Annotated in this window: 16 protein-coding genes; 11 read left to right on the top strand and 5 right to left on the bottom strand. The window is 71.6% G+C overall.

What is annotated here, in order from left to right; genetic code table 11:
- Positions 1-239: 239 nt before the first annotated feature.
- On the top strand, positions 240-1,376 hold the full coding sequence (locus WME90_RS29220) for a purple acid phosphatase family protein (protein WP_437275299.1): 1,137 nt from the start codon (positions 240-242) through the stop codon (positions 1,374-1,376).
- 45 nt (positions 1,377-1,421) lie between these two features.
- Here the strand turns inward: WME90_RS29220 and plsY are convergent, their stop codons facing one another.
- Positions 1,422-2,078 carry a glycerol-3-phosphate 1-O-acyltransferase PlsY gene (gene plsY, locus WME90_RS29215; RefSeq protein WP_437275298.1) on the bottom strand — a complete coding sequence of 219 codons (657 nt, stop codon included), beginning with the start codon at positions 2,076-2,078 and terminating at the stop codon, positions 1,422-1,424.
- A gap of 98 nt (positions 2,079-2,176) precedes the next feature.
- On the opposite strand from plsY, the gene WME90_RS29210 reads away from it, so the two are divergent.
- The 5 genes from WME90_RS29210 (at position 2,177) to WME90_RS29190 (ending at position 9,012) form a co-directional block, all read left to right on the top strand.
- Positions 2,177-3,454, top strand: coding sequence for a patatin-like phospholipase family protein (locus tag WME90_RS29210; RefSeq protein WP_437275297.1), 1,278 nt, complete (start codon positions 2,177-2,179; stop codon positions 3,452-3,454).
- 142 nt (positions 3,455-3,596) lie between these two features.
- Entirely contained in the window at positions 3,597-5,699 is a 2,103-nt protein-coding gene (locus WME90_RS29205; RefSeq protein ID WP_437275296.1) for an SUMF1/EgtB/PvdO family nonheme iron enzyme, read from the top strand.
- A gap of 300 nt (positions 5,700-5,999) precedes the next feature.
- On the top strand, positions 6,000-6,665 hold the full coding sequence (locus WME90_RS29200) for an STAS domain-containing protein (protein WP_437275295.1): 666 nt from the start codon (positions 6,000-6,002) through the stop codon (positions 6,663-6,665).
- Positions 6,666-6,802: 137 nt separating this feature from the next.
- Entirely contained in the window at positions 6,803-7,987 is a 1,185-nt protein-coding gene (locus WME90_RS29195; RefSeq protein ID WP_437275294.1) for an oxygenase MpaB family protein, read from the top strand.
- Between the two features lie 122 nt (positions 7,988-8,109).
- Positions 8,110-9,012: a hypothetical protein gene (locus tag WME90_RS29190; protein ID WP_437275293.1), complete on the top strand. Its 903-nt coding sequence runs from the start codon at positions 8,110-8,112 to the stop codon at positions 9,010-9,012.
- Between the two features lie 46 nt (positions 9,013-9,058).
- On the opposite strand, the gene WME90_RS29185 is transcribed toward WME90_RS29190, so the two are convergent.
- Positions 9,059-10,132, bottom strand: coding sequence for an aldo/keto reductase (locus tag WME90_RS29185; RefSeq protein WP_437275292.1), 1,074 nt, complete (start codon positions 10,130-10,132; stop codon positions 9,059-9,061).
- 121 nt (positions 10,133-10,253) lie between these two features.
- Here WME90_RS29185 and WME90_RS29180 point away from each other — a divergent pair, with 121 nt between their 5' ends.
- Positions 10,254-11,225: a LysR family transcriptional regulator gene (locus WME90_RS29180; protein WP_437275291.1), complete on the top strand. Its 972-nt coding sequence runs from the start codon at positions 10,254-10,256 to the stop codon at positions 11,223-11,225.
- 96 nt (positions 11,226-11,321) lie between these two features.
- Here WME90_RS29180 and WME90_RS29175 read toward each other — a convergent pair whose 3' ends face one another.
- On the bottom strand, positions 11,322-12,041 hold the full coding sequence (locus WME90_RS29175) for an alpha/beta fold hydrolase (RefSeq protein WP_437275290.1): 720 nt from the start codon (positions 12,039-12,041) through the stop codon (positions 11,322-11,324).
- A 125-nt stretch (positions 12,042-12,166) separates the two neighbouring features.
- Between WME90_RS29175 and pgm the strand changes: the two genes are divergently transcribed.
- Positions 12,167-13,813, top strand: a complete 1,647-nt coding sequence (gene pgm, locus WME90_RS29170; protein WP_437275289.1) for a phosphoglucomutase (alpha-D-glucose-1,6-bisphosphate-dependent) — start codon at positions 12,167-12,169, stop codon at positions 13,811-13,813.
- A 104-nt stretch (positions 13,814-13,917) separates the two neighbouring features.
- Here pgm and WME90_RS29165 read toward each other — a convergent pair whose 3' ends face one another.
- On the bottom strand, positions 13,918-16,254 hold the full coding sequence (locus WME90_RS29165) for a DNA polymerase II (protein ID WP_437275288.1): 2,337 nt from the start codon (positions 16,252-16,254) through the stop codon (positions 13,918-13,920).
- A 591-nt stretch (positions 16,255-16,845) separates the two neighbouring features.
- Between WME90_RS29165 and WME90_RS29160 the strand changes: the two genes are divergently transcribed.
- The 3 genes from WME90_RS29160 to WME90_RS29150 all read left to right on the top strand — a co-directional run bounded on the left by WME90_RS29160 (position 16,846) and on the right by WME90_RS29150 (position 20,581).
- Positions 16,846-17,724 carry a hypothetical protein gene (locus WME90_RS29160; RefSeq protein ID WP_437275287.1) on the top strand — a complete coding sequence of 293 codons (879 nt, stop codon included), beginning with the start codon at positions 16,846-16,848 and terminating at the stop codon, positions 17,722-17,724.
- A 236-nt stretch (positions 17,725-17,960) separates the two neighbouring features.
- Positions 17,961-19,484 carry a sugar ABC transporter ATP-binding protein gene (locus tag WME90_RS29155; protein WP_437275286.1) on the top strand — a complete coding sequence of 508 codons (1,524 nt, stop codon included), beginning with the start codon at positions 17,961-17,963 and terminating at the stop codon, positions 19,482-19,484.
- Positions 19,481-20,581, top strand: coding sequence for a sugar ABC transporter permease (locus tag WME90_RS29150; protein ID WP_437275285.1), 1,101 nt, complete (start codon positions 19,481-19,483; stop codon positions 20,579-20,581). The genes WME90_RS29155 and WME90_RS29150 overlap by 4 nt, the downstream gene beginning before the upstream one ends.
- Positions 20,582-20,867: 286 nt before the next feature.
- On the opposite strand, the gene abc-f is transcribed toward WME90_RS29150, so the two are convergent.
- Positions 20,868-22,790: a ribosomal protection-like ABC-F family protein gene (gene abc-f, locus WME90_RS29145; RefSeq protein ID WP_437275284.1), complete on the bottom strand. Its 1,923-nt coding sequence runs from the start codon at positions 22,788-22,790 to the stop codon at positions 20,868-20,870.
- Between the last annotated feature and the right edge of the window lie 158 nt (positions 22,791-22,948).

Raw genomic sequence — 22,948 nt, 5'->3', positions numbered from 1 at the left:
GCCCTGAGGGCGGCGCCGTCGGAAGGGGATGGTGATGCACGCGTGGTCCGGATCGGTATCCGCGCGCAGGTCGAGGCGATGGCCTCGGCCCGGCCGCGGCGCGGCGCGAATACCGTGTTGGCGCCTGGGTCCGGTCTGGATGGAAGAACGGTAATGATCGGGGTCGCTGGCGCGCCGGGACGAACAAAGCGGGCAGCGGGTGGTCCTCAGAGACCGGCGTTGGGTACAATGAGCGCTGGATGAATCCTCTCCGCGCCGCTCGCCCTCTTGCGATCTCCCTGAAGTCCCTTGTTGCCTTCGTCCTCTCCGCGTCGCCGGCCGTCGCCTTCGGCGCGGGCTGCGGCGTGGCGGACAACGTGCCGATCCCGATAGACCATGAGCGGATCGGCTCGGGCGCCGCGGGCGCTGCGGACGAGGGCAGCGGCGTCGGGCCGAGCGGCGGGACCGCCCCAGGCCAGGGGGCGAGCGCGGGAGCGGATCACGGCCGGGCCATCGGGACCGTCGTCCCGCACGGTGATGTCGTCAGGATCATCGCTATCGGCGACACCGGCGAGGGCAACCTCGCGCAGAACCAGGTCGCCGATCGGATGAGCGAGAAGTGCATCGAGGTCGGGGGCTGTCACGCCGTGATGATGAACGGCGACAACTTCTATGATAACGGCGTGGTCGACACGGGCGATGCGCAGTGGGGCCCCAAGTTCGAGCAGCCCTACGACAGGCCGGGCCTGAACGGCCTCCCGTTCTACGCGGTGCTGGGGAATCATGACCACGGCCCCAGCAGCAACGGCGTGCGGCAGGCGCAGATCGACTACTCGCTGCTGCCCGTCGGCGACGGGCCGGGCACGCGGATGACCGACAAGTGGCACATGCCCGCCTCGTATTACGACGTTCGCGTCGGCGACGTCCATCTCTTCGGGATCGATACCGTCGACTTCACCTCCGATGACCAGGCGCGCGACATGAGCGCGCGCGTCGCCGCCTCGGACGCCACGTGGAAGATCGTCTTCGGCCATCACCCGCGCTACACGTCCGGGGTCCACGCCTCGGACAACCAGTCGATCGGGACGAGCGGCATGTTCGCCATGCAGCAGGCGATCTACTGCGGGGCGGACATGTACATGAGCGGCCACGACCACGACCTCGAGTTCATCGACAAGGGGCGAGACGAGCGCTGCCCGAACACCTATTTCCCCATCAGCGGCGCCGGCTCGAAGACCCGCAAGGTGACCTCCCCGGTCTCGACCGAGCGGGGGCAGCTCTTCTTCACGGATGCGATCGAGGGCTTCGCTTACCTGCGGTTCCAGGGGAGGAATCTGCTGTTCGAGTTCATCGACAAGCAAGGCGTGGTGCTGTACTCGACGCTCATCACCAAGTGAGCGAGCGCCGCGCTCGGTCGCCGCGCGGCGCCGCGTTCAGGGCCGTCAGCGGCGCTCGTCGCCGCGCGGCGCGCCGTCCTGCTCAGCGTCGCGCCGCCTCCCGAACGAGATCGTGTTCTCGGTGCCCGCGAGCATCCGCCGGATGTTCGGGATGTGCTTGAGCCAGACGAGCGCGGCGAGGAGCAGCGAGAGGCAGAGGACCGGGGCGTAGAGCTCGCCGAGGAGCCAGAGGAAGAGGGGCAGGGCGAGGGCGCCGGCGAGGGAGCCCGCGGAGACCATGCGGGTCGCCCGCACGAGGACCGCGAAGACGGCCAGCGTGGCGAGCGTGGACCGCGGCGCCAGCGCGAGCAGGACACCGCAGGACGTCGCGACGCCCTTGCCGCCCCGCATCCCGAGGAAGACCGTGTAGTCGTGGCCCAGCACCGCGGTGAGGCCGCCCGCCGCCGCGACCCACCCGCCCGGCGCGACGGCGAGCCATGACGCGAGGGGCCCCGCGACGAGCGCGCCCTTCGCCACGTCCGCGGCCAGGACGGCCAGGCCCGGCCCCCAGCCGAAGGCGCGCAAGACGTTCGTCGCGCCGATGTTCCCCGAGCCCACCTCGCGGACATCGACCCCTTTGACGAACCGCGCGAAGAGGTAGCCTGTCGGGATCGCTCCGAGGAGGTACGCAAGGGCCAGGTAGGCCAGGTAGATTGCCGTCATCGGGCGCCTCCGTGCCCGCGCTCACGGCGGGTGTAGCACGTTGCGCGAAGCGCGCTAAAGGGCCCATGTCGCGATGGCGATCATGGTATTCTGCGAGGATGCCTGACCTGGCGCCCGTCTCGACCCGGGGTGGCCGCGCCCCCAAGATCGCGCTCGTCCTGGCCGGCGGTGCCGCCCGCGGCGCCTACGAGGTCGGCGTGGCGCAGCACATCCTCGAGGACGTCTCTCGCGATCTCGGCCGCGAGGCGCCGCTCGATATCCTGTGCGGCACCTCGGTCGGCGCCATCAACGTCTGTGGGCTCGCCGCGTTCGCGGACGAAGCGCGGAGCCGCGCGCGGCGGCTCGCCGCCGTGTGGACCCGCCTGCGCATCGACGACCTCGTGCGCCTCGACGTGCGCGGCGTGCTCGCGGTCGGGCACGACCTGCTCCGCGGGGGCGCCGCGAGCGCGCCCTCGAGCGGCGGCCGGGCCGCGCTCCTCGACACGTCGGGCCTCGAGCGGCAGATCGCGGAGGCCATCCCCTTCGAGCGGATCGACGGCCACCTCGAGCGGGGGCTCCTGTCGGCGCTGACCGTGTCGACGACGCTGGTCAAGAGCGGCCGCACCGTCGTCTTCGTCCACCGCCGCGAGCCCGGCTTGCCGCCCTGGAGCCACGACCCGACGATCTCCCCGCGCGCCACCGCGATCCGCGCGCAGCACGCGCTCGCCTCGTCCGCGCTCCCCATCCTGTTCCGCCCGGTGAACATCGACGGAGAGCTCTACTGCGACGGCGGGCTGCGCCAGAACGTCCCGCTGTCGCCGGCGCGGCGCCTCGGGGCCGACGGGGTCATCGTGGTCAACCCGCGGTACATCGAGCCCGCCACGAGCACGGCCGAGCGCGACGCGCCCGGCTTCCCCGGGCCCCTCTTCCTGCTCGGCAAGACGCTGAACGCGCTGATGCTCGACCGGATCGACAACGATCTGGCGCGCCTCGAGAGCATCAACGGGATCCTGGAGGCCGGGCGGCGGCGCTATGGTGAGGGCTTCATCGACGGGCTCAACGACGAGCTCGGGCTCCCGCCGGGGCGCGCGCTCCGGCCGATGCGGTCGCTGCTCATCCGCGCCTCCAAGGACATCGGCAGCCTGGCGGCGGAGTTCGTGCGCTCTCCGGCGTTCCGCGCGCGGACCACGAGCGTGCTCGGGCGCGTGATGCGGCGCCTCGCCGAGGGAGACGAGCAACGCGAGGCCGACTTCCTGTCTTACCTGCTGTTCGACGGGGAGTTCGCCGGGGCGCTCATCGAGATAGGCCGCGCGGACGCGCGGGCGCGGCACGAGGAGCTGTGCGCGTTCTTCGATAAGGCGCTGAGGCCGGGCGGGTTCGAGGAGCGGGCGCGGTGAGGGGATCGGGGCCACGGGCACGCCCCGCGTCCGTCCGGAGCCCGTCGGGCGCTGAAGCTCCCGGTGACGTCGGGGCGCTCGGCGCCGATCTCGGCGCGAGCTCCGCGCGGCCTGGGCGCCCGGTGTAGACTCGCGCCGCGAGATGGCACCTTCGGATCCCTTTGGCTGGGTGGGCGCGACGATCGGCGGCAAGTACCGGCTCGACGCCGTGGTCGGCGAGGGCGGGTTCGGCGTCGTCTACCGCGGCCAGCACCTCGGGTTCGACGAGCCGGTCGCGGTCAAGTGCCTGAAGCTGCTCGGATCGCTGGCCCCGGCCGAGCGCGCGTCGTTCCAGCGGATGCTCCTCGACGAGGGGCGGCTCCTCCACCGCCTCTCGCGGGCGAGCGCCGGCATCGTGCAGGCCCTCGACACCGGCGCCGCGGTCTCGCCGTCGGGCGAGTGGACGCCTTATCTCGTGCTCGAGTGGCTCCACGGCGTGCCGCTCGACCGCGAGATCGCCGAGCGGCGCGCCCGCGGCGAGGCGGCGCGCCCGCTCGCCGAGGCGGTCGCCCTGCTCGCGCCCGCGGCGCACGCGCTCGAGGTCGCGCACGCGCAGGGCGTCGCCCACCGCGACGTCAAGCCGGCCAACCTGTTCCTCGCGGAGATCGGCGGCCGGCGCACGCTGAAGGTCCTCGACTTCGGGATCGCCAAGGTGCTCGGCGAGCTCTCGAGCATGACGCAGGCGATGGCCGAGACGGGGAACGCGCTCCGGGCCTTCACCGTCCATTACGGAGCGCCGGAGCAGTTTCACCAGCGCTTCGGCGCGACCGGGCCGTGGACCGACGTCTTCGCGCTCGCCCTGGTGCTCATCGAGGTCGCGTCGGGGAACCGCGCCCTCCTCGGGAGCGACGTCACGCAGCTCTACATCGCCGCGACAGATCCGGCGTTCCGTCCGAGCCTGCGCGGCGCGGGCGTGAGCGCGCCGGACGCCGTCGAGGCCGTCGTGCAGCGCGCGCTCGCGATCGACCCGCGCGAGCGCTACCGCACGGCGGGCGAGCTCTGGGGGGCGCTCGAGGCAGCGATGGCGACGGCCACGCCCGCCGGCGCGGTCGCGCGCGCCGAGGGCAGCCCGCCGGCAGGTGCGGCGCTTGGCGCTGCCGCGCTGGGCCTGGCGGGGACGGAGCTCGTGGCCACCGGCGCCGCCGCGCCCATCGCGGCGGGCACGGCGCACGCGTCGCCGCCGCCCGCCGGCGCGCCGCCGCTGTCCCTCACGACGATGCGTGGCCTGGCCACGAGCGCGCCGCCGCAGGCTGCCCCAAACCCGGGATCGCCCCCTCCCGCGCCCCAGGCCGCCCGGGCCGCTCCGCGGCGGCGCCTGTTGCCCGCGCTCGTCTCGGCGGTAGCGCTGGCCGCGGCTGGCGCAGGCGCCGTCGCGTTCGTCCGGCACCGCTCCCCCGATGAGACGCCGCGGGCGCGCGCGCGCGGCGGCATGGCCGCGCCCCGAGTGAAGGCGCCGTCCCCGCCGGACATGATCCGGGTGCCGGCGGGCCGCTTCACGATGGGCAGCGCGAAGGGCGGAAAATCCGAGCGGCCGCCCCACGAGGTGACGCTGACGCGCGCGTTCGACGTCGATCGCACCGAGGTGACGGTCGTCGGCTACCAGCGCTGCGTCGAGGCGGGCCGGTGCACGCCGAGCGGCGTGCACGGCCCCCGCGCGACCGACGCCGACGTCGAGCAGCGCGGCGCGCTTTGCACCGCGGCGGATCCTGCGAAGTCGCAACACCCGATCTCGTGCGTCGACCAGGCGCAGGCGGCCGCGTACTGCGCCTTCGTCGGCAAGCGGCTCCCGACCGAGGCCGAGTGGGAGTACGCCGCGCGCGGCACCGACGGCCGCGAGTATCCGTGGGGCAACGAGCCGCCGGGGTGCGCGCACGCCATCGTGTCTCGGCCTCCCGGACAAGGCTGCGGCGGGCGCGGCAAGGGCACCCAGGAGGTCGGCTCGGCGAAGGCCGGGGCGAGCCCGTCGGGCGCGCTCGACATGGCGGGCAACGTCTGGGAATGGGTGGCAGACGGCTGGGATCCAGGCGTGTATGCCAATGGCGCCCAGACAGATCCCCAGGTGCCGGCGACCGGCAGCAGGGGCGTGCTCCGGGGTGGATCGTGGGACTTCTCGGCGAGCACGGCAAAGACGACGTTCCGGCTGGCGTACGATCGCGAGGCGGGGGACGTCTCGACCGGGTTCCGCTGCGTGCGCTCGGTCGATTGAGCACGAGCTCGCCTGGGCGAGGAGCGGGCAGGCGAGAGCTTGGTTCACGCCGGCCACCTTCGTTCCAGCCGCGCCGGAGGTAAGATAGCTCTCCGAGCTTTGTCGAAGGTAGGTCCACACGGCCGGTCGCGAGGGTAGGATGTTGGGACAGGTGTCGCCGTGCGAGCGAGCGCACGAGATCAGGTCACCGCGAGCACGTCCTCATCACGCGAGCCGCGGGCGAGGTCGACTCCGCGCTTGAGCCCGGCGACTCCCCCCCCGCTCCCTCCCGATCAACCCCTGCTGCGTCCATAGGAGCCCATGCAAGAACCCGAGAACATGATCTCCATCGAGGAGCGCCGGATGCAACGTGTCATCGACGCGGTTGCGCTGGCATCTACGGGAGAGGTCGAGCTCGCGCTGAAGCAGCTGGAGGCGGTCGAACACGACACCTTCGGGATGATCGAGGAGGCGCTGCGCGTCTTCCTCGCCGAGCTCTCCGCGACCATGCAGCAGAAGACCCAGGCGCTCGTCGCGCTCGCTGCCTCGAAGCGCGAGCTCGAGCACCAGCTGGACACCATCCAGCGCCAGGAGTGCGCGATCCGGGAGCTCTCGGTGCCGATCATCGATATATGGCGAGGCATCCTCACGCTCCCGCTCGTCGGGCTGTTCGACTCGGTGCGCGCCGTCGAGGTGACCGAGCGGCTCCTCGTGCGCGTGGCGGACGACAGCGACGTCGAGTGGGTGATCCTCGATCTGACCGGCGTCACGGTCATCGACTCCATGACCGCCCAGCACCTCGTCAAGCTGGCCCAGGCGGTGCAGCTCCTCGGCGCGCGCTGCGTCCTCACCGGCCTGGGCGGCCATGTCGCCGAGACGCTCGTCGCGATCGGCGTCACGCTCGACGAGCTGAACCCGATGCGCAGCCTGCGGGAGGGGCTCAAGTTCTGCCTTGCGCAGCGGGAGCGCGCGATCTCACCTCGGTGATCCGCGGCGCACCGGGCCGCACGCGCCGCCGCGCGAGGCGGAGCCGTGAGCCGCGGCGACGCGCCGCGGTGGGATGGAACGTAAGGCGTCGCCTTTTCGGGGCGCCGCCGGTGTGCAAAGGAAGCCTGCACCAGCGCATGGAGAACGCGACGATCCCCGCTCGCTTCCAGGACACCGCAGAAGCCCGTCGCCGCTTCGGTGACCAGCTCGATCGCTTGGCGCCCTTCCTGCTCCGCGCCGATCCGGTCGCCGACGCGGTCGTGGAGGCGTTCGCGTCGATGCCCTCGGGCCAGGGGTCCCGCCTCCTCGAGTCCGCCCTCGCGCGCGGCGTCGACGACCGCGCGGCGTCGGGCGCGCCGGCCGAGCTGCGGGCGCTCTTCGCGGCGGTCGAGCACGTTCCCCTCTGGGTCGACTGGGGGGCGGTGAACCGCGGCGGGGCGGCGTTCCTGCGCACCGGCGTCCTCGGCGGCATCCTGCTCGCGCTGCAGTCGCTCATCCTCGGGTACGCGTCGCCCGCCGGGAACAAGCCGCTCGTCTTCTCGGGGAGGCTCCGCGAGCAGGCCGATCGCCGCCTCGCCGAGACGAGCCGGTTCGTCTACGCCGTGAGCCAGGCGAACGGAATGCGCCGCTCCGGCGAGGGCTTTGCGATCACCGTCAAGGTGCGCATCATGCACGCGCAGGTGCGGCGCCTCATCCGCGCGAGCGGCCGATGGCAGACGGCCCTCTGGGGCGAGCCGATCAACCAGCACGACATGGTGGCGACGGCGCTGCTCTTCTCGGTCGCGGTCATCGACGGCCTCGACAAGCTCGCCTACCGCATCTCGCCCGCCCAGCGAGAGGACCTCGTCCACCTCTGGCGCTACGTGGCCCACGTCATCGGCGTCGAGCCGGAGCTCATCCCCGGGTCCTACGCCGAGGCGCGGCGGCTGGCCGAGATGATCTTCGCGACGCAGGGCGCGCCGGACCACGACTCGCGCATGCTCGTCGATGCGCTCCTCACCCGCAGGGTCCGCAGCGCGCGCACCGACGGTGAGCGCCGGCGCGCCGAGTGGTTCATGGCCGTCGCCTGCGGCCTCGCCCGCGCCGTGCTGGGCGATGAGCTCGCCGGGCAGCTCGGCGTGCCCCGGCAGCGCTCGCCCCTCGTCGTGCCGCTGCTCCGCGCGCTCGCCGCCGCGTCGAGCCGCGCGCACGCGCTGGCGCCCTTTCGGGATCTCGCGCTCGACCTCGGCGACCTCCGCTGGCGGCGCGTCGTCTCCCTGGGCCTCGGCGACCGCCCGGCCGACTTCGAGCCTCCGGAGCGCCTCGCCGCCGATCGCTCCTGAGCGGTCGCGCCGCTCGCGGGGCGACGCGCCCGCGGCGCCGGGTGTCCAGGGCGATGGCGTGGGAGCGGGCGCGGCAGTCGGGGTTGATGCGCGCTCCGGTTCTGCGCTACGAGACCTCCCGCATGGAGATCATCCCTTACGGCGGTTGGCAGCGCGCCGCGCGCCTCGTCTGCGGCGACACGGAGCTCATCGTCACGCTCGACGTCGGCCCGCGGATCATCCGGTACGGCGTCATCGGCGGTCCGAACGAGTTCTTCGAGATCCCCGAGGACATGGGCGCGACAGGCGGGACCAAGTACAGGTTCTACGGCGGTCACCGGTTCTGGATCGGCCCCGAGGACGAGCAGCGGACGCTGCAGCCCGACAACGAGCCGGTGGAGCACAGGGAGGAGAACGGCGCGCTCGTGCTCCGGACCGCGCTGGACAGGTACGGAATGCAGAAGGAGGTCCGCATCGCGGCGGACGCCGCGGCGGGCAGGTTCGTCATCGATCATGCGATCGAGAACCACAGCGCCTATGCGGTCGAGCTCACGCCCTGGTCGCTCTCCGTGATGGCGGGCGGCGGCGAGTGCCTGTTCCCGCACGCGCCGTTCTTCCCGCACCCCGATCGCGTCTTGCCGGCGCGGCCGCTCGTGCTGTGGTCGTACACCGATATGGCCGAGCCCCGATGGACATGGGGCAAGCGCGTGATCCGCCTGCGGCAGGTCGCCGGCCAGGGGCCGCAGAAGGTGGGTACGCTCGTGAGCCAGGGGTACGCGGCGTACGCGAACCACGGGAACGTGTTCCTGAAGCGGTTCCCGTTCATCGAAGGCGCCACGTACCCGGACATGGGGTGCAACTTCGAGACGTTCACGAACGAACACCTGCTCGAGGTCGAGTCGCTCGGTCCGCTCCAGCGCGTTGCGCCCGGCGCCCGCGCGGAGCACCGGGAGGCGTGGTATCTCCTCAAGGGCATTCAGCCGCCCGCCGAGGACGGCGCGTGCGCGGATTGGCTCGAGGCGGCGGTGAACGACAGGCCCCTGTGAGCCGAGAGAGCCGAGCCCGCCACGGGGTGGCTCGGCTCGGCTCAGCTCAACGCCGCGCGGCGATCTTCACGTCGCCGAACATCACGCTCCGGCTCAGCGGCCGCGCCAGGAAGTCGTGCGGGAATCCGAGCTCGACGGCGCTCACCTGGTCGAGTCGGGCGCGCTGGCCGTCCGTCAGACGCACGTCGAGGGCAGCCAGGTTGTCCTCGAGCTGCTTCACGGTCCGCGCCCCCATGATCGGCGCGGTCACGGCCGGGTGGAGCAGCGTCCAGGCGATCGCGATCTGCGCCGGCGTCTTTCCGCTCTCGGCCGCGACCGCCTTCACCACGTCGGCGATGCCGAGGCCCCGCTCCGTCAGCGATCCGTTGGCGGCCGCGACGTTCTTGCGCGAGCCGGCTGCGTCGGCCGTGCCGCCGCCGGCGTCCAGATCGGCCCTCGTGTACTTCCCGGTGAGCACGCCGCTGGCCAGCGGCGACCACGGGATGACCCCGAGGCCCATCTCCTGCGCCATCGGGATGAGCTCCCGCTCGACGGTGCGCTCGATCAGGCTGTACTCGATCTGCAGCGCGACAAGCGGCGCCCACCCGCGCAGGTCCGCGATCGCTTGCATGCGGGAGACCTGCCAGGCCGGCGTGTCGGAGATGCCGACATAAAGCACCTTCCCCGCTCGCACGAGATCATCCATCGCGCGCAGGATCTCCTCCACGGGCGTGGTCGCGTCCCAGGCGTGGAGGTACAGGAGGTCGATGTAATCGGTCTTCAGGCGATCGAGGCTCGCCTCGACCGAGCGCACCATGTTCTTGCGGTGGTTGCCGCCCGCGTTGGGATCGCCGGGCCGCATGGTGAGCGTGTACTTGGTGGCCAGCACGAGGCGCTCGCGCCGGTCGCCGGCGAGCTCGCCGATCAGCCGTTCCGAGGTGCCGTTCGTGTACTTGTTGGCGGTGTCGATGAAGTTCCCGCCCCGGTCGAGGTACGCATCGAGGATGCGGCTCGCCTCGTCGCGATCGCTGCCCCACCCCCAGTCGGTGCCGAAGGTCATGGTGCCGAGGGCGAGCGGGGAGACGCGCAGGCCCGATCGGCCCAGCAACCGGTAGCTGTCGAGAGAGAGCGCGTTGGTCATGGTTGGCTCCACAGGTGCGGCAGGCGCGTCAGGCGCCTCGCCTGGACCCGGACCTTAAGGCGCTGGCGCTCCTCGAAGAATCGGACATGATCGAATCGACCTGTTAAGCCAGGGATACACAATGCGCGGGAGAGATTTCGCCGATCTGAAGGCGTTCGCGGCCATCGTGGAGCACGGGAGCTTCGCCCGCGCGGCGGCGCACCTGCGCGTCTCGCCGTCGGCCCTGAGCCAGACCATCCGAGCGCTGGAGGAGCGGCTCGGCGTGCGGCTCCTGAACCGCACAACGCGCAGCGTGGCGCCGAGCGAGGCGGGGGCGCGGCTGCTCTCCCGGCTGGCCCCGGCGCTGACCGAGCTGGAGGCGGCGGTCGCCGACGTGAAGACGCTGGGCGACAGCCCCGCGGGCGTGCTCAGGATCAACACGGCGCGGATGGCCGCGTTCTGGGCGCTCGCCCCGCTGGTCGGCCGGTTCCTCGAGGCGCACCCGGGCATCGTGCTGGACGTGGTGGTCGAGGACGCGATCGCCGACATCGTCGCGCGCCGCTTCGACGCCGGCGTCCGGCTGGGCGAGCGCCTCGAGAAGGACATGGTGGCCGTGAAGCTGAGCGGTGATCTGTCGCTGATGGCGGTGGCCTCGCCGGGCTACCTGGCGCGCCACGGGGTCCCCGCGACCCCGCGCGATCTGCACCGGCACCGCTGCATCAACACGCGCTGGCCGACGGACGGCAGCCTGTATCGATGGGAGTTCGAGAAGGGGAAGCAGTCCCTGGAGGTCGCCGTCGACGGCCCGCTCATCGTCAACGACCCTGATCTGGCGCTGCGCGCCGCGGCGGACGGCGTGGGCATCGCCTACGTGTTCGACCAGCAAGCGAGGCCGCTGATCGAGGCCGGGAAGCTGACCCAGGTGCTCTCGTCCTGGTCGCCGTCTTTCCCGGGCTTCTACCTGTATTACCCCAGCCGACGGCAGGCGCCCCCCGCGCTGCGCGCGTTCGTCGACTTCGTGCGCCGCGCCGCCTCGCCGGAGGCGAAGGCGCGGCGCGCCCGTCCCGACGTCGGCTCGAAGGGGAGCGGGCGAGGCGCGCCGCCGAGGCGCTGAGGGAGCAAGGACACGGCTGCTCTGTGGGTTCAGCTCGCTGTCGCAGCAGCTGATTCGGTCTTCGGAGCGCTGATCGGATGCGCCCCGGCGCCGCGCCTACGCGCAGGCCTTTCCGGTCGCGCGCCTCAGGAATCCCTCGATCGCCTGCGCTGACGCCTCCGGCGCGAGCTGCAGCACGAGGTGCGGCGCGTCGACCGTGGCGCACTCGAGGTCGGGCCGCAGGCGGCGGAGCTCGCGGACCACGCGCGGCGGTACCAGCGTGTCGCCCGCGGCGCCCAGGTAGAGCAGCGGCACGTCGCAGCCCTGCAGGTGCGCGCGCGCGTCCACCGAGAGCACTTCGCGCACGCGCGCCGCCATCACCGCTGGATCGACGGTCTCCACGTTCGCGGCCACGCGCTCCAGCCACGCCGCCGGCGCGCCCGCGCCGACGAGGTAGTGGCGCGAGACGAGCTCCGGCGCGCGGCGGCGGAAGAGCCACGGCCCGACGAGGTGCCGCGCGAGCGACGGGACCGGCCACACCGGGTTCGTGACGAAGGTGGCCACGAGCACCACGCCGACGAGCTGGCCGGCGCGCCGGGAGGCCAGGCGGAGCGCGAGCGGCCCCGAGAACGACTCGCCGAGCACCGCATACGGCCCGTCCGCGGGCAAGCGCGCCGCGACCAGCGCCTCGAGCGCGTCGTAATCGAGCGCCCTGTCGGCAGGGTAGGAGACGACCTCTGGCGCGATGTCGCCGGACAGCGCCGAGACGAACGGCTCGAAGAGCGCGCCGGTGCCGTCGAGGCCCGGGAGGAGCAGCAGCCGGAGCGGTGCGGTCATGGCGAGAGCATCGCCGAGCGTCGCGGGCACCGCAATCCAGCCGCGCGCACGGCAACCCAGCCGCGCCCGCGGCGCCCCGTTTGGAAGGGTTGGCTCGTCCCGCGCGCTCGACTATGCGGAGGCTCATGCCGCTTCATCCCCTCGCAGGCCGCAAAGCCCCTCCCGATGTGCTGATCGATCCCGACAAGCTGCGCGCGCAGTACTACAGCGAGCGCCCCGACATGGGCGATCCGCAGCAGCGCGTCGCCTTCGGCACCTCCGGTCACCGCGGCTCGGCCGCGCGGCGGAGCTTCAACGAGGCGCACGTCCTCGCGGTCGCGCAGGCCATCTGCGACTACCGCGCGAAGCACGGCACGACGGGCTCGCTCTACCTCGGCATGGACACGCACGCGCTCTCGGCGCCGGCGCAGCGCAGCGTCATCGAGGTCCTCGCGGCCAACGGCGTCGACGTCCTCATCGCCGAGCGCGACGGCGTCACGCCGACGCCGGCGATCTCGCACGCGATCCTCACCGCCAACCGCGGGCGCACCTCGGGGCTCGCGGACGGCGTGGTGATCACGCCCTCCCACAACCCGCCGGACGACGGCGGCATCAAGTACAACCCGCCGAACGGAGGGCCGGCCGACACCGCCGTCACCGGCTGGATCGAGGATCGCGCCAACGAGCTGCTCCGCGCCGACAACGCGGGCGTGAAGCGCATGCCCTACGAGGCCGCGCTGCGCGCGTCGACGACCCACCCGTACGATTACATCGGCTCTTACGTCGCCGATCTCGGCAACGTCGTCGATCTCGAGGCCGTCCGCGGCGCGAAGCTGCGCATCGGCGTCGATCCGCTCGGCGGCTCGAACATCGCGTACTGGGCGCCGATCGCCGACAAATTCGGGCTGGATCTCACCGTGGTGAACCAGGTCGTCGACCCCACCTTCGGCTTCATGCCCCTCGATCACGACGGCAAGATCCGCATGGACTGCTCGTCGCCGCACGCGATGGCGAACCTCATCGCGCTCAAGGACGACTACGATCTCGCCTTCGGCAACGACGCCGACTCGGATCGTCACGGCATCGTCACGCGCAGCGCCGGGCTGATGAACCCGAACCATTACCTCGCCGTGGCGGTGTCCTACCTGTTCCAGAACCGCCCGCTCTGGCGGCCTGACGCGGCCGTGGGCAAGACGCTCGTCTCCAGCAGCATGATCGATCGGGTCGCGAAGGACCTCGGCCGTCCGCTCCGCGAGGTGCCGGTCGGCTTCAAGTGGTTCGTCGACGGGCTGCTCGACGGCTCGCTCGGCTTCGGCGGTGAGGAGAGCGCGGGCGCCTCGTTCCTGCGGAAGAACGGGCAGGTGTGGTCGACGGACAAGGACGGCATCCTCCTCGACCTGCTCGCCGCCGAGATCCTCGCCCGCACCGGCCGCGACCCCGCGGAGCACTACCGCGACCTGACCGCGCGGTTCGGCGCGCCGCTCTACACGCGCATCGACGCGCCGGCCACGCCGAGCCAGAAGAGCGTGCTCAAGAAGCTCTCGCCCGAGGCGGTGCGCGCCACGACCCTCGCGGGCGAGCCGATCACCGCGAAGCTCACGCGCGCGCCCGGCAACGGCGGCGAGATCGGCGGGCTCAAGGTCGTCGCGGAGAACGGCTGGTTCGCCGCGCGCCCGTCGGGCACCGAGGACGTCTACAAGATCTACGCGGAGAGCTTCAAGGACCAGGCGCACCTCGATCGCCTGCTCGACGAGGCGCGCGCGATGGTCGCCGACGCCCTGTCCGCCAAGTGAGCTCCCCGGGCGCGCCCGCGCGCTCGTGATCTCCCGGCGCTCCTTCGGGGATACCGCCTCGCGGCCGCCCGCCCCCGGATCCGGCTCGCGCGACCAGCGCCGGGTCAGAACAGCGACAGCTGCCGCCGCGCGCCCGTCATCCCATCGAAATCGGCCCCTCCCAGCCACCGCAGCACCGAGTCCGCGATCGGCTTGAGCTGCTGCGACACGTAATGATCGTAGTCCGGCGGCGCCGTCGTCTGGCCCGCTGGCTCGGGGCCGGCGCGCGTGATCACATAGGCCACGATCCGCCCCGCGTCCCCGCCCAGCTTGCGGGCCGCCTTCACGTGCGGCGGGGTCGTCTTCGTGTAGGCGCCGAGCGGCTTCCGCAGCGCCTTCTTGTACACGAGCTCCGCGTCGAACCGCCCCGCGCGGAGCTCCGCCACGAAGGTCCGCACGAAGGCCTCCACCGGGCGATCGTGGAAGACAAGGTCGAGCAGCTCCCGCTGGAAGCGCCGCGCCACGGCGCTCGCGTCGCGCCGGACCGCCTCGAGCCCGACGATCTCGAGCTTGTCGCCGCCTTCCCCGGCGACCAGGCCAGCATAGCGCTTCTTGCTGCCCTGCGCGGCGCCGCGGAGCTCGGGCAGGAGGAAGCGGGCATAGACCTTCTCGAGCTCGAGCTCCAGACGGCTCTCGCAGCCGAACGTCCTCGCGATCTCGGCGGCGACAGCCCCGGAGACGGCGTCGCGGAGCTCCTCGGCCCGGGCGAGGGCGCGCGCCGCGTCGGGCTCCCCGATATCGACGAAGAGAGAGTCGGTGTCGCCGTAAAGGACCCGGTGCCCGGCCTTTCGCACCGCGTCGGCCGTGAGCCGGATGACGTGCTGCCCGGCGCGCGTGATCGCGTTCGCGACATCCGGGGAGAACAGGCGCGACGCGGGAGAGCCGAGCACGCCGAAGAGCGAGTTCATGAGGATCTTGATGGCCATCGCGCCCCGATCGTCGCCGGCCCGCCGCGCCTCGGCCCGCTCGTCCCAGAGCCGCGCGACGAGCTCGGGCAGGATGCCCGGCTCGCCGCGCCGGAAGGCCGCGCCGCCCGGCGTCACGATGAGCGCCTCGGGCGGCCCGGCGCCGCCGGCGACGAACGTCAGCGGATCGATGTTGAAGGTGCGAATGAGGCTCGGATAGAGGCTCTTGTAATCGTACACAACGATGTTGCGGTAGAGCCCCGGGAGCGAATCGAGCACGAGGCCGCCGGCGATCTCCGCCTCTCCCTCCGACCCTTCCCGGGCCACCGAGGGCGCGACCTTGCCGCGGGCGCGGAGCGCGGGCAGGTAGAGCGAGTCGATCGCGGCGATCTGCGCCCCCACGCGGTCGACCTGCATGCCGGTGAGCAGGCTCCTCCGCACCGAGAGCTCGATGAGCCCCGTCTTCTCCAGCAGATCCCGGACGAGGCGCGCGTCCTCGAGGTTGTACTCCGCGAGCCGCGCCGGGTCGTCGCGGTACGACGCCTCGATCTGCGCGCCGCGGTCGTCCGGCCCGAACAGCTTGCCGCGCCCGAGGATCGTCCGGGCGGCGGTCTCCAGACGGTAATCGTCGAGCCGCAGGAAGGCGCCGCGGAGGAGCGCGAGGCCGTCGAGCACCACCCGTCCTGGCAGGACGGCGCGCGCCTCGCGCGAGAAGCCCGGATCGCGCAGGATCGCGATCTCGTCATCGCCCCTGCCGAGCGCGCACGGGAGCCCGGCGCGCCGGCAATAGCGCTGGATCGCGGGCAGATCGAAATCCGGGATGTTCCAGCCGGTGAGGACGTCGGGGTCGGCGTCGGCGACGAGCGCGAGGAAGCGCTCGAGGAGCGACCGCTCGTCGGGGAAGCGCTCGACGAAGGCGGGGAGCCCGCCGGGCGCGGGCTCGTCGTGGACGAGGAGGCAGCGCTCGCCGCCCGCGCCAGCGACGGCGATGGAATAGAGGCTCTCGCCGTCGAGGCTCGTCTCGATATCGAGGGAGAGCACGCGGAGGCGGGGGACGAAGGTCGCAGGGACGAGCGCGGGATTGCGGTACACGCGCCCGACGCCGGGGCGGAGCTCGAACGGCCCGGAGACGGCGAACGCGCCGCGGATGCCCCGATCGATGAGGAAGCGGTAGGCGAAGCGCACGTCCGCCTCGAGGGCGTCGGCGCCGGCCTCGGCCAGCTTGTCGCGCAGCGCCGCGACGTCCCGCGGGTGCGCGGCGTCGACGCGCAGGACCGGCTCCCCGTCGAGCGTCTCGAGCGGCTCGGGGGAGACGCGGCCGCCCGCGAGCCGCCGCGCGACGTCCTCGTCGCGGGCGCGCACGAAGAAGTAGGGCCTGAACCTGTCCTCGATGACGAGCGCCGGCGCGCCGTCCTCCATCACCGTGTGGAGATGGATTTCCGGGCACCCGGCGATGACCCGGTAGGTGGGGGTGAGGATGAAGCCACGGTCAGGCATGTGCGGATTCGCGGAGGCCTCCGGGCGAGCTCTTCGCCAGCGTGAGGCGGCCCGGGGGCCGCGCCACGCACCACTTTGACCGCCGGGGCCCGCGCCCCGCAAGCCCCTCTCGCCCCCGGCGCAGGGGATTTCCGGAGGAGCGCGATTGCCGAGGGAGCCGGGACTCCGCCGGAGAGGGCGCCTTTCGGGGAGGCGATCTCCTTCGCAAGGCCGATTGAACGTGGGGTGGCGTCGTGGAGCCTTGACGTGGAGACCCGAGATGCGGCGCAGGCGACGCGCCCGGGTGTGCGGCGACCCTCCGCCCTCGCGTGGCGAGGATTCGAGTTCTCGCGGAGCGACCGTGACTCGCGCCGGCAATACGACGCTCCCGACACGCCACCGCCGTTGCGAGCGGCCCCAACAGGGACGTTCGCGCGAGCCGCCTCTTTGCGGCGCACGGCGCGGAAGGTGGATTGCAGCGTGCAAAGAAGAAGGTTGCGGGGCCTGAGCTTCCAGGCGATACTCGGCGCGCCGGGACGCTCCTCGATGCAATTGACGTCCGGCCCAAGTCGAGTGTTGATTAGCCTAACGTAGATACGGAGATGTGAACGTATGAAGACTAGAATTTTCTTGCGTGCTTCTACCTTGGTGGTCTGTGGGCTGGCTGTCGCGGCGTTCGCGGCGTGCGCCGACGGCGACGACAACGGTGGCGGCGGGAGCGGGAGCACGGGCGCGGGCACGGGCGGCGCCGGAAGCGCCACCTCCTCGGGCAACGTGGACCCGTCGACCACGGCGGCGACCACGGGGACCACGGACCCCACCACGGCCTCGACGGGTGAGGGCTCCTCCGCGACGACGGGCTCGGGCGCCGGGCCTCAGACGATCGAGATGATCGACGACATGGAGGACAACGACAACGCCATCCTGGCCGATGGGGGGCGGGTCGGTTACTGGTACACCTTCAATGATGGGACGACGACGGGAACGCAGACCCCGCCGCCCGATCTGGAGGGGACCGGCGAAGAGCCTTTCACGATGACGGCGCTCGAGCCGGCGCGCTCGCAGAGCACGTACGCGGCGCGCTCGTGGGGGGCGGGCTTCGAGACGTGGGGCGCCGGCTTCGGCTTCGATCTGAACAGCCCCGATGGGGCCAAGGCCGCCTATGACGCGTCGGCGTACACCGGAATCACCTTCTGGGCCAAGCTCGGCGCGGGCTCCGGCACGGCCGCGAGCGTCATGATCTCGGACCCGGGCACGGATCCGAGCGGCGGTGCCTGCTCGGACCAGTGCGACAAGTGGAAGATGGATCTTGCCGTCACCGAGGAGTGGAAGCAGTTCACGATTCCCTTTGCGGCCCTGAAGCAGGGTGGATGGGGCGATCCGGCGGGCACCGACGAGATCGACGCGTCGAAGCTCTACTCCATCCAGTTCCAGGTCGCCCAGGCGCCCAAGTTCGACCTCTACATCGACGACCTCGGCTTCTACAACTGACCGCCCTCGCCCCGGCCGCGCAGGGACCCCTCGCCTAGTAGGGTAGTAGGGCCCTCGCCTAGTAGGGAGAGGGCTAACCCACGCTCTCCGCCTCTCGCTCTTCCCAAGGAGCCCGAGCGACGACCCGGGCGCGCGGCCCCCTTTTGCATCGCCAGGCGTCACCAACAAAGTGCTTGCATCGCAGGCCCCTCCCGGGTGAACGTGGCCGCGCGCCGCCGCCCCCTGCGCCCAGGACAATGCCTCTCCTCGAGCTCGCATCGATCACGAAGCAGTTCCCCGGGGTGAAAGCCCTCGATGGTGTCTCGTTCGACCTCCAGGAAGGCGAGATTCACGCCCTCTGTGGTGAGAACGGCGCGGGCAAGAGCACCCTCATCAAGACCCTGTGCGGCTACTACCCCGCAGGCACCTACGGCGGTGAGATCCGCTTGAACGGCCACGTCGTGGAGTTCAGCAGCATGCGCAGCGCCGAGGAGCACCGGATCGCGCTGATCGCGCAGGAGCTCGCGCTCGTCCCCGATCTCACCGTCGCCGAGAACCTCGTGCTCGGGCGCGAACCCGTCCGAGGGGGCCTCATCGACTGGGACGCTGTGCGGGCCCAGGCGCGGGAGGCGCTCGCGCGTGTCGGGCTCGACGTCGACCCCGAGCGCCCGATCAAGGACCTAGGCATCGGCCAGCAGCAGATGGTCGAGATCGCGAAGTCGCTCCTCAAGGACGCGAAGATCCTCGTCCTCGACGAGCCCACGGCGGCGCTCACCGAGTCCGGCGTGAGGACGCTGCTCGGCCTCCTCCGCGACCTGCGCGCCCGCGGCGTCTCTTGCATCTACATCAGCCACCGGCTCGAGGAGGTCTTCGAGATCGCCGACCGCATCACGGTCCTCCGTGACGGGAAGTCGATCACGACCCAGCCGCGGGCGGCGCTCTCGCCCGACAAGGTCATCTCGTACATGGTCGGCCGCGAGGTGACGAACCTCTATCCCTGCCCCCCGCCGCCCGAGGGGCCCGTCGCGATGTCGGTCCAGGGCTGGTCGGTCGAGGACGCGGGGCACCCCGGGCGGTTCGTGCTGCGCGACGTGAGCTTCGAGGTGCGCGCCGGCGAGGTGCTCGGCATCGGCGGCCTCATGGGCGCGGGCCGCACCGCGCTCCTCTCGACGATCTTCGGCGCGGCCACGAGCCGCGTCACCGGCGCGATCTCGGTGCGAGGCGGGCCCCAGACGCCGCCGTACAGCTCGCCCGCGCAGGCGATCGACGCGGGCATCGCGCTCGTCAGCGAGGATCGCAAGCGTTATGGCCTCGTGCTCGAGGCGACGCTCCTCGACAACATCACGCTCGCGACCCTGCGGCGGTTCGTGAAGGGGCTCTTCCTCGATCACGCCGAGCGGGAGGTCACTGCGGTCGAGCAGATGAAGGTGCTCAAGACGAAGGCGTCTGGGCCGCTCGCGCTCGCGAACCAGCTCTCGGGCGGCAACCAGCAGAAGATCGTGATCGGCAAATGGCTGATGACGGGGCCGCGCGTCTTGCTGCTCGACGAGCCGACCCGTGGAATCGACGTCGGGGCGAAGGCAGAGATCTATCAGCTCATCTACAAGCTCGCTTCGGACGGGCTCGCCGTGGTGCTCGTCTCCTCCGATCTGCCGGAGCTGCTCGGCATGAGCCACCGCGTGCTTGTCCTCAACCAGGGCAGGCCGACGGCCTGCCTCGATCGGAAGGACGCGACCGCGGAGCGCGTGATGGCTGCTGCAACGAGGAAGGTGACGGAATGAGCGAGGCCAAGCTTCGCATGCGTATCCCCTGGCGCGCCCTCTCGATGGTGGGCTCGCTCATCGCGATCTGGATTGCCTTCTCCATCACGACCGATGGAACGTTCGTGACGCCGCGCAACCTGACGCTCCTTGCGCGGCAGATGTCGGTGACCTCGATCCTGGCGATCGGCATGGTGATGGTCATCGTCGCGGGGCAGATCGATCTCTCGGTCGGCGCGCTCGCCGGTCTGCTCGGCGCCTCGTCGGCGATGATCTACGTGAGCCTCGGCTGGCCGCTGCCGGCCGCCTTCATCCTGCCGCTCCTGCTCGGGGCCTTCCTTGGCTTCGTGCAGGGCACCCTCGTGGCGCGGCTGCGGATTCCCCCCTTCATCGTCACGCTGGGCGGGATGCTCATCTTCCAGGGCTCCATTCTCGGCTTGACCGGCGGTGTGTCCATCTCGCCGGCGCGCCCTTACCTGTTCGTGGGTCAGGCGTACGTGCCGCACACCCTCGGCTGGGCGGGCGCTGGCGTCCTCTGCGTCGGGCTGCTCTACAAGGCGGCGCGCGCGACCGGCTCGGCGCGCTTCCCGTGGATCGGGCTCGCCGTGTTCACCCTCGCGTTCGCGGCCCTGATGAACTCCTACGAGGGTGTCCCGTTCCCCGTGCTTGTCGTCCTCGTGCTCGCGACCGCGTTCACGGTGCTCGCGAAGCACACGACGTTCGGGCGGCACCTCTACGCGATCGGCGGCAACCGCGAGGCGGCGTTCTACTCCGGCATCAGCATCGATCGTCACCTCATCGCCGTGTTCACGCTGATGGGCGTGATGGCGGGCATCGCGGGTGTGGTGCTCACCGCCCGCGTCGGCTCTGCGACCGCGGACGCCGGCCGGATGATGGAGCTCGACGCGATCGCGGCCGCCGTGATCGGCGGCACGTCGCTCCTCGGCGGGCAGGGCACCATCTGGGGCGCGCTGCTCGGCGCGCTCGTCATGGCCTCGCTCGACAACGGCATGAGCCTGATGAACACGGAGAGCTTCTGGCAGCCGATCATCAAGGGCATCATCCTCATCCTGGCCGTCGGCATCGACATGGCCAGCCGCAAAACCAGAAGCCACTGAGGAGCGGCGGCTCGCCCGCTTCGGATACGGGCCCACCTCGGCGTTTTCGGTGCTCAGCGCACTGGAGTGCGCTTCCGCGCCGAAAACGCCGATCTGGGCCCGTCTCCTGTGCGGGCGAGGCGCCGCTCGCGTCGCTGGGGGGAACGACGAGTCGTTTCCTCGGAGCAGCAAACGTAGGCCCCTGAAGGGGGAGTGCGCCGCGCGGCGGGCTCCCTCTCCAGGGGCCGTGCAGCTCGGCAAGACCTCCGGGGCCGTGCAGCTCGGCGAGACCTCACGACCGCCGCCGCTAGACCGCCCCGAGCTCCGCGATCTCCTGCTCGAGCTGCTCCCACTCCGCCATGAGCGCGTCGATGCGCGGGCCGAGCGCCTCGTCCTCGGCCTTCAGCGCGTCGATCTCCGCCTTGCCCGTGCGCTCGAAGAACCCGTCGCTGCAGTAGAGCTCGTGGATCGCCTTCTTCCGCGCCTCGGCCGCCTCGATGGACGCGAGCACCTTGTCGCGCCGCGCTGGCAGCTCCTTCTGCCGGTTGCGCCGCCGCTTCTGCTCCTCCCATGAGCCGCCCGCCTCGGGCGCGGCGGCTGCCTTCTGGTGGTCGCGCTTCGCCTTCAGCACCACGGTGTCGGCGTCGAGGTGATCGTCGCCGCAGCCGGCCAGATACTCCTCGTAAGTGCCGGGGAAATCGCGCGGCCCGCTCGGCGTGACCTCGAGGATGCGCGTCGCCAGCTCGGACACGAAGTAGCGATCGTGCGAGACGAAGAGCACCGTCCCCTCGAACGCCTTGAGCCCCTCGACGAGCCCCTGGATCGCCTCGAGATCGAGGTGGTTTGTCGGCTCGTCGAGCACGAGCACGTTGGGCCGCTCGACGATGATCCGGCAGAAGATGAGCCGCGCCGCCTCGCCGCCGGAGAGCGAGCCGACGCTCTTCTCCACGTCGTCCCCCGAGAACAGCGCCCTGCCGAGCTGGCCGCGGACGTAGCTCGGCGACTCGTCGGGGCACGCCGCCCAGAGGAAGGAGAGCGGCGTCATCGACCCGTCCACGAGCAGCTCTCGGTGATCCTGGGCGAAGTAGCCGACGCGGACCTCGTGCCCCCACGACGCGCCGCCAGCGTCGGCCGCGAGCCGGCCCACGAGGATCTTGAGCAGGGTCGATTTGCCGAGCCCGTTCGGCCCGATCACCGCGACCCGCTCGCCCCGCCGCACCGACAGCGAGACGTCGCGCAGCACCTGCTTCGCGCCGTACGACTTCGAGATCCCCTTCGCCTCGAGCACGTCGCGCCCGCTCGGCCTCTGGATCGCGAACCGGAACATCGGCGAGCGCCGCGACGTGTCCGCGAGCTCCTCGACCTCGATCTTCTCGATCTGCTTGAGCCGGCTCTGCGCCTGGCGAGCCTTTGTCGCCTTCGCGCCGAACCGCTCCACGAACGCGCGCTTGTCCGCGATGATCTTCTCGGCGCGCGCGATCTCGGCCTGCTTGCGCTCGCGGATCGCCTGCTTCTCGACGACGAAGGCGGCGTAGTTGCCCGTGTAGAGCGTGATGGTCTCGTAGTCGACGTCGAGGATGTGCGTGGCGACGTTGTCGAGGAAGCGCTGGTCGTGGGAGATGACGACCGCGCAGCCCTTGTAGCCGGCGAGGAACTTCTCGAGCCACCGGATCGAGAGGATGTCGAGGTGGTTCGTGGGCTCGTCGAGCAGCAGCACGTCCGCGCCGCCGAGCAGCACCTGCGCGAGCAGCACGCGCAGCTTGAAGCCGCCCGACAGCGTGGAGAGCGGCCTCCGGTGCGCCTCCACGGGGATGCCGAGCCCCTCTAGGACGGCGCTCGCGCGCGCCTCCAGCGTGTACCCGTCGTGGGCGCGGATGCGGTCCTCCAGATCGGCCACCCGGCCGGCGTCGCCGCCGTCCTCCGCGAGGCGGCGCGACTCGACGAGCGCCTCCCACACGACGCGATCGCCCATCATCGCGAGATCCAGGATGATCTGGTCGTCGCTGAGGAACCGGTCCTGCCGGAGCACGCCCACGCGGGCGTCCCTCGGGATGCTGACGCTCCCGTCGGTCGCGGGCTCGTCGCCCGCCACGATCTTCAGGAAGGTGGTCTTCCCCGAGCCGTTCGCGCCCACCAAGCCGTACCGGGACCCGGCGTTCAGCTTGAGCGAGACGCCCTCGAAGAGGGTCCGATCACCGAATGATTTCGAGAGGTTCGAGGTTCCGAGCATGACGCTGTGGTGGCTTGGGTCGCAGGGAGCGGCGCGCGCCTCACCGCGCGCGGCGCGCCTTGCGGGGCGCCGTCAGCGGCGCGGCGGGGCGCACAGGCATAGCACCGCGCTCCGCGTGGGAGCCGGTGTTCGTGCGCCCGCGCGGAGCGCGACGCCCG

The sequence above is a fragment of the Sorangium sp. So ce375 genome, assembly GCF_051473855.1.
GTDB lineage: Bacteria > Myxococcota_A > Polyangia > Polyangiales > Polyangiaceae > Sorangium.
The sequence above is the reverse complement of the archived record's forward strand: the minus strand, read 5'-3'. Positions and strand labels throughout refer to the sequence as shown.